At 38.4% G+C, this 7,092-nt stretch carries 6 protein-coding genes and 1 pseudogene; 5 read left to right on the forward strand and 2 right to left on the reverse strand.

The window, feature by feature from the left end:
* The coding region (locus SORDD05_RS01315) for a DUF262 domain-containing protein (RefSeq protein WP_061416756.1) at nucleotides 1-1,274 on the reverse strand (1,274 nt) is incomplete at its 3' end.
* 234 nt (nucleotides 1,275-1,508) lie between these two features.
* Between SORDD05_RS01315 and SORDD05_RS01320 the strand changes: the two genes are divergently transcribed.
* Nucleotides 1,509-2,429: an IS30 family transposase gene (locus tag SORDD05_RS01320; RefSeq protein ID WP_061416757.1), complete on the forward strand. Its 921-nt coding sequence runs from the start codon at nucleotides 1,509-1,511 to the stop codon at nucleotides 2,427-2,429.
* 175 nt (nucleotides 2,430-2,604) lie between these two features.
* On the opposite strand, the gene guaA is transcribed toward SORDD05_RS01320, so the two are convergent.
* Nucleotides 2,605-4,167 (reverse strand): glutamine-hydrolyzing GMP synthase, encoded by a 1,563-nt coding sequence (gene guaA / locus SORDD05_RS01325; protein WP_061416758.1) that lies wholly within the window; start codon nucleotides 4,165-4,167, stop codon nucleotides 2,605-2,607.
* A 141-nt stretch (nucleotides 4,168-4,308) separates the two neighbouring features.
* Between guaA and SORDD05_RS01330 the strand changes: the two genes are divergently transcribed.
* From SORDD05_RS01330 to SORDD05_RS01345, 4 genes and pseudogenes are all read left to right on the forward strand, one after another.
* Nucleotides 4,309-5,007, forward strand: a complete 699-nt coding sequence (locus SORDD05_RS01330) for a GntR family transcriptional regulator (RefSeq protein WP_061416759.1) — start codon at nucleotides 4,309-4,311, stop codon at nucleotides 5,005-5,007.
* 136 nt (nucleotides 5,008-5,143) lie between these two features.
* On the forward strand, nucleotides 5,144-6,430 hold the full coding sequence (locus tag SORDD05_RS01335) for a peptidase U32 family protein (protein WP_000169099.1): 1,287 nt from the start codon (nucleotides 5,144-5,146) through the stop codon (nucleotides 6,428-6,430).
* A 14-nt stretch (nucleotides 6,431-6,444) separates the two neighbouring features.
* Entirely contained in the window at nucleotides 6,445-6,756 is a 312-nt protein-coding gene (locus tag SORDD05_RS01340) for a CHY zinc finger protein (RefSeq protein WP_061416760.1), read from the forward strand.
* Nucleotides 6,757-6,987: 231 nt separating this feature from the next.
* A pseudogene (locus SORDD05_RS01345) lies at nucleotides 6,988-7,092 on the forward strand (F0F1 ATP synthase subunit C); the annotation flags it as partial.

Genomic DNA, 7,092 nt, shown 5'->3' on the forward strand with positions numbered 1-7,092 from the left:
TTTGTTCTTTCTTTCATAATTCCATTGTAAATAAAATGGAACTCCTCTAAAAAGCTAACCATTGATTTCATATTCTTGAAACTAAGTAGGCCAGAATTGTATCTATCAACAAGCGTAATAAGCAATACTTGTACTTGTTCGATATTTAACGTATTTTGTAGAAAATCTAAGGAGTTTATAAAATATTGTAGATCTTCTTTACCTACATTATTACCTTTTGAACTAGTACGAAAATAATCATGTTTTGGTTTTATTATACGTGCATAATTTTTTGAAGCTGTTTCTAACTCCCTCAAAAATGTCATATATTCCTTTTTATTAATATTCTTTTTAAACTTTTTATATAAGTCTCTATCCGTACTATATGTATATCTTGATAGCCAAAAATACCTATAGAATTTTTGTACAGAGATATACTCGCCATCATTTCGGAGATTCTCTTTTATAGTTGACCAAATGAGTTTTGCTTCATCGAGAGGAACAGTCTCATTCTGAACAGAAAAAATTTCATTCTTAATCAAGTCCAAAGCTGACAGATGAAGCCCTTTTGAATTTATATTCTCAAATATGACATTTACATCATTTACATTTTCAGAAATAATGTAAACGAATGAGCTTCCTAAAAGCTGATCTCGCACTAGTTTCAATTTGTCTATTTTACTAAGATTAGAATTCTTGAAAATGGGTGCTGATAGATTTTCATCTTCTAGCTTTATTCTGAAAAAATCATGAGCTTCTTTAATAAGTCTTGCCTCTGTTGAGAGTTCTTTTTCTAAATCTTCTATATCGCTATAGTCAATTCTTGGATAATCATCTTTTTTCTGATCATCTTCGGGTTTAATACCTCTCATTTGAATTTTTTTTTGAAAGTATGGAGAAGCAGTGTCATTTTCCAAAACATTATAGAAATTCCCGTCATTATCCTGTGCAATTATATATTTCCATAACAATGTAGATAGGTTATCATCATAATTGTAAAGTATATCCGATAAAACAGATAAAAATATTGTGATTGTAGTAATTCTTTGTTGTCCATCAATAATTTCAATAGGCTTATTTGTTTTATCCATCTTTCCCACTAAAATTACAGTACCAAAAAAATACTCCTGTATTTCATAAATTCCTTTGTCTTCTTTTATGTTAGACACAATATCTGAATAGAAATCTTCTAATTGTTCTTTACCCCATGAATATTCTCTTTGATATCTGGGAATAATATACTTCTTATCAGTTAAAAAAGTTTGTAGCGGTATCGATTTTGCTTCAAAATTCATAAGTTGTCCTTTCTTTAGTTGAAATCTGATTATACATTACCATTTATTATCTCTCACCGTATTCAAGTGTTATATCTTATTCAAATGGAAATAATTTTATTCAGGTAAACAGTTACATGATTTTTTTCGGTTTTATTTTTGATAAATTGTAAAATATAGTGCAACACAAAAACTCATAGCGTTTCATTGGTGTAAACTGTAAGTAACCACACAAACAGAAGCCGAGGAAAAACTATGAGCTACTCCCATCTTACCATAACCGACCGAATAAAGATAGAAACCTACTTGGAATTAGGTTTAAAACCTTGCCAAATTGCAAGAAAACTTGGCGTCCATAAGTCTACTATTTCAAGAGAGTTGAGACGATGTCAAAATGGTTACTCCGCAGTCTTAGCACAGGAACAGTACGACCACAAGGCTAAGCAAAAAGGTCGGAAGTCTTGTTTCACACCAAAGTTGAAAAAGGAAATTGAGAACGGTTTAAAAACCTCCTGGTCGCCTGAACAGATTTGTGGGCGCTATCAGCTTGAACAAAGGCCAATGGTAGCTTTTAAAACCATCTATAACTGGCTCTATGCTGGTTTGATTGATCTGGATTTAAGCGTCCTTCGTCGTAAAGGAAAGACTCGACAACCCAAAGAAACACGTGGAAGATTTAGGATTGGCACATCGATTGCCAATCCTAAAGAGGTCCGGAATCGTAAAACTTTTCTTGATACTGTAGTGTCTTCCAGAGGCAAAAGTAAGGGATGTTTAGCGACCTTTCTAGAGCGAAAAACGCGTTTTTACTTAGCTTTCAAGATACCAGATAGAACAGCCAAAGCCATGTTTTCAGCCATCGAACAACTTTGTAAGCTATTTCCAAAAGAGGCTCTTAAAACCTTCACTTCAGACAGGGGAAAAGAGTTCGCCTGCTATCCTCTGGTAGAGAATTTAGGAATTTCCTTTTTCTTTGCGGACGCCTATTCATCCTGGCAGAGAGGAAGCAATGAAAACGCAAATGGCTTACTAAGAGAATATTTCCCAAAGAAAACAGATTTAGCTACTATCTCTGATGAGGCTTTGAACAAGGCCTTATATGATATCAATCACCGACCACGAAAATGTTTAGCTTACAGAACGGCTTATGAAGCTCTAGTAGATGAGTTAGAGTAAATGTTGCGCTTATTCTTGCAATTTATCTTTTACAATATAAGAGTATCATAAACATTCATAAAATTTCTAGCAAAATAGACTTGAACGAACTAATTACGAAAAGAAGTCTTATGAGCTATTATTTTTTACCATAGACGATTGTGAAAAGAGTCTTAGCTTAAGGTACTCTTATACTCTACTCCCACTCAACGGTTGCAGGTGGTTTACTTGTGATATCGTAGACGATACGGTTAACGTGGTCTACTTCGTTAACGATACGAACAGAGATTTTTTGAAGGACTTCCCAAGGAATCTTGGCAAAGTCAGCTGTCATACCATCGATAGAAGTGATAGCACGAATGGCGATGGTGTAGTCATATGTACGACCGTCACCCATAACACCGACTGAACGAACGCCTGTGTTGACAGTGAAGTATTGCCAGATATCGCGGTCAAGACCAGCTTTAGCGATTTCTTCACGAAGGATAGCATCAGACTCACGAACAGTTTCTAGTTTTTCTTCAGTGATTTCACCCATGACACGGATAGCAAGTCCTGGTCCTGGGAATGGTTGGCGCCATACGATGTGGTCTGGCATACCAAGCTCTGTACCGAGGGCACGGACTTCGTCTTTATAAAGAGTGTTCAATGGTTCAATCAATTCAAACTGCATGTCTTCTGGTAGACCACCAACATTGTGGTGTGACTTGATAGTTTGAGCAGTATCTGTACCAGACTCGATCACGTCAGTGTAAAGCGTTCCTTGAGCAAGGAATTTTACATCTTTTAGCTTGCTAGCTTCGTCATCAAAGACATAAACAAACTCATTACCGATGATTTTACGTTTTTGCTCAGGATCAGAAACACCAGCAAGTTTATCAAGGAAGCGTTTTGCAGCGTCTGCTTTGACAATGTTCAAACCAAACTTACCACCAAGCATGTCCATAACTTGGTCCGCTTCCCCTTTACGGAGAAGACCGTGGTCTACAAAGATACAGATCAATTGATCACCGATCGCTTTTTGGAGAAGAACTCCAACAACAGAAGAGTCAACACCACCTGATAGACCGAGAAGAACACGCTTGTCGCCTACAGTTTCACGGATTTTCTTGATCTGCATATCGATGAAGTTGTCCATTGACCAGTCACCCTTAGCTTTACAGATGTTAAGGGCAAAGTTGCGAAGGATATCATTTCCGTATACAGAATGGCGAACCTCTGGGTGGAATTGGATACCATAGATGTGCTTTTCTGAGTTTTCAATAGCTGCATAAGGACAGTCAGCAGAAGTTCCAGTACGAACAAAATCAGCTGGAATCTCTGTAACAGCATCGCCATGGCTCATCAAAACAATCTGTTCTTCAGGAGTCCCTTCAAAGAGGGCAGAAGTGGTATGAGTAAGTGGTGATTGGCCATACTCACGGTTACCAGCATCACCAGCAGGGACGACTTTTCCTCCAAGTTTATGAGTTAAAAGTTGCATACCGTAGCAGATTCCCAAAATTGGAATACCAAGTTCAAAAATTTCTGGGTCAATATTAAATGAACCATCTTCGTATACAGAGTTTGGTCCACCAGAGAGGATGATCCCAACAGGGTTAATCGCACGAACCTCTGCGGCTGAGATTTTGTGACTTTTTAGCTCTGAAAAAACACCAATTTCACGAATACGGCGTGAAATCAGCTGGTTGTATTGGCTACCATAATCCAGCACGATGATTTTTTCGACATCTTGCAAATCAGTTGAAATGTTGCTCATCTTTTTCCTTTCTCAAAAGAAATATCTTTTTCAATATTTTATCACAAATAGGGGTGAATTACCAACTAAACAAGGCAAAGTTTGACTTTTTATTGGCAAATACGGTACAATAGAGAAAATAAAGAAAAGAAGTGAAAAAGCATGTTACCAGCTTATATGAAAATCCACGATCAGATCAAAAAGGATATAGATGAGCATCGTTGGAAGATTGGAGAAAGACTTCCGAGTGAACGAGATTTGGCAGAGCTGTTTCAGGTTAGCCGTATGACCTTGCGCCAAGCCATCTCTCTTTTGGTTGAAGAAGGGGTCTTGGAGCGCAGAGTAGGAAGTGGAACCTTTGTCTCTAGCACTCGTGTTCAAGAAAAAATGCGGGGGACGACCAGTTTTACGGAGATTGTCAAATCTCAGGGGAAAGTTCCTTCCAGTCAACTCATTTCTTATAGAAGAACCATTCCCAACGAGCAGGAAGTGGCAAAGCTAGGCATTTCACCAACTGAAAATATCATCCGTATGGAACGGGTGCGTTACGCTGACCAAGTTCCGCTAGTCTATGAAGTCGCATCTATTCCTGAGAAATTTATTAAGGATTTCAAAAAAGAAGAAATCACCAGTCATTTCTTCCAAACCTTGCAGGAACATGGCTACCGGATTGGCAAATCCCAACAGACCATTTATGCAAGGTTGGCTAAGGAAAAAATTGCTCATTACTTGGAAATCGAAAAGGGGCATGCAATCTTGGCTTTGACTCAGGTGTCCTATCTAGATGATGGGACAGCTTTCGAATATGTAAAGAGTCAATACGTGGGCGAACGTTTTGAATTTTATCTTGAAAATAACTAGTCTAGAAAGACTAGTTTTTTGTTTTAGAAAAGATTAGAATTGTCAAAACAATCTGTCTAGGCTTGATTTTATTGCTTATTTACTATAAAATGAGAAGGAAAAACGTCAAACTTTTATATTGCAAATAGGAGAAAAAATGACAAAAACATTAAAACGTCCTGAGGTTTTATCACCTGCAGGGACTTTAGAAAAGCTAAAAGTAGCTGTTCAATATGGTGCGGATGCAGTCTTCATCGGTGGACAGGCCTATGGTCTTCGTAGCCGTGCAGGAAACTTCACCTTTGAACAGATGGAAGAAGGCGTGCAGTTCGCTGCTAAGTATGGTGCCAAGGTCTATGTGGCTGCTAACATGGTGATGCACGAAGGAAATGAAGCCGGTGCTGGAGAATGGTTCCGCAAATTACGTGACATTGGGATTGCGGCAGTTATCGTGTCAGATCCGGCCTTGATCATGATTGCAGCGACTGAAGCACCAGGTCTTGAAATCCACCTTTCCACTCAAGCCAGTGCCACTAACTATGAAACTTTAGAGTTCTGGAAAGAACTTGGTCTAACTCGTGTGGTTTTGGCACGTGAAGTTTCAATGGAAGAATTGGCAGAGATTCGCAAACGCACTGATGTAGAAATTGAGGCCTTTGTCCATGGAGCCATGTGTATTTCTTACTCAGGTCGCTGTACGCTATCAAACCACATGAGTATGCGTGATGCCAACCGCGGGGGCTGTTCTCAGTCTTGCCGTTGGAAATACGATCTTTACGACATGCCATTTGGTCAAGAACGTAAGAGTCTTAAAGGTGAAATTCCAGAAGAATTTTCAATGTCTGCTGTTGATATGTCTATGATTGACCATATTCCAGATATGATCGAAAACGGTGTAGACAGTCTCAAGATTGAAGGTCGTATGAAGTCCATTCACTATGTTTCAACAGTAACAAACTGTTACAAGGCAGCTGTGGATGCATATCTTGAAAGTCCTGAGAAGTTTGAAGCTATCAAGCAAGACTTGGTAGACGAGATGTGGAAGGTTGCCCAACGTGAATTGGCAACAGGTTTCTACTATGGTACGCCGTCTGAGAATGAGCAGTTATTTGGTGCTCGTCGTAAGATTCCTGAGTACAAGTTTGTCGCTGAAGTCGTTTCTTATGATGATGCGACCCAAACAGCAACCATTCGTCAACGAAACGTTATCAACGAAGGTGACCAAGTTGAGTTCTACGGTCCAGGTTTCCGTCATTTTGAGACTTATATCGAAGATCTTCATGATTCTAAAGGAAATAAAATCGACCGCGCTCCAAATCCAATGGAACTCTTGACAATCAAGGTTCCACAACCTGTGCAAGCAGGTGACATGGTTCGCGCTCTCAAGGAAGGGCTCATTAACCTCTATAAGGAAGACGGGACAAGTGTTACAGTTCGTGCCTAGATAAGGAAAAGTGAATGATTCAAGCACAAGGTTTGTTAGTTGATGATGAAGGCAGATGTATTCATTACCATGGCGAAAAGGATATCATTTCCCTTCAGTGCTATGAGTGTAAAAAATATTATGCTTGCTATCAGTGTCATAATGCTATGGAGACGCATATGTTTTCGCCCTATCCCTTGACGCTTTCCAAGGATCAACCGATTTTGTGTGGGGCTTGTAAGAAGACTATGACATTTCAAGAATATCAAAAACAGATAGCTTGTCCTTACTGTAGTGCTCCATTTAATCCAGGTTGCAAACAACACTATTCCTATTATTTTAAATAAAATGAATTCATCCAAGTTTCAAACTTGGATTTTTTCAATTTGTTTCAGAAAACAGAATGAAAGTGGAAAAACACTCGCTCTAAAATGAGAAATTTTTCTATATAATAGGATAAAAATAGCAAAAATAGAAATAAATTATCTGAAACGCTTTCAACGTGAGTAAAAAGTTGACAAATCAAAATTTTAGGACTAAACTAAGTAAGTAAATTTTAAATAAAAGGAGAATTCATCATGAATTTAACATTTTTCGGTCTTTGTCTTGCCTGTATGGGTGTATCCCTTGCAGAAGGTATGTTGATGAACGGTTTGTTCAAGTCAGCAGCTCGCCAACCAGAC

It is taken from the genome of Streptococcus oralis, from assembly GCF_001578705.1.
Taxonomy (GTDB): domain Bacteria; phylum Bacillota; class Bacilli; order Lactobacillales; family Streptococcaceae; genus Streptococcus; species Streptococcus oralis_J.